The sequence below is a fragment of the Bacillus cereus group sp. N31 genome, from assembly GCF_016483245.1.
In the GTDB taxonomy this organism is placed as follows: Bacteria; Bacillota; Bacilli; order Bacillales; family Bacillaceae_G; genus Bacillus_A; species Bacillus_A toyonensis.
The window spans coordinates 1-374 of the sequence record NZ_JAEHCH010000089.1; the positions used below are offsets into that span (position 1 = coordinate 1).

The window sequence follows — 374 nt, forward strand, 5'->3', positions numbered from 1 at the left end:
GCCGGAGGATGTAGTCATAGAGCTGGTGTAAAAATTCAACTAGAGTATGACCTGTTGAGTGGAGAATTTTCTGATGTAAAAATTGAACCAGGGAAACGAAGTGATCAAGCGTATGGTGCGACTCGAACAGATATGGCACAAAAGAATGAACTATATATTCGTGATCTAGGATATTTTCGTTTACAAGACTTTAAGTCTATTCAAGATAGGCAAGGATACTATTTATCATGTCTTAAGTTACCAACTAAGATATATAGAAAAGAGTTCGAAACAGTCGTATTTAAAACAAAACCCGCTCAACTGAGGCCGGTATATATACAAATTCATTTGGAAGAAATCATGAACCAGTTACAACCTGGCCAAGTGTATGAATT

Annotated in this window: 1 protein-coding gene; it reads left to right on the forward strand. The window is 36.4% G+C overall.

The window, feature by feature from the left end:
* The coding region (locus JDS81_RS29860) for a transposase (protein ID WP_199688697.1) at positions 1–374 on the forward strand (374 nt) is incomplete at both ends.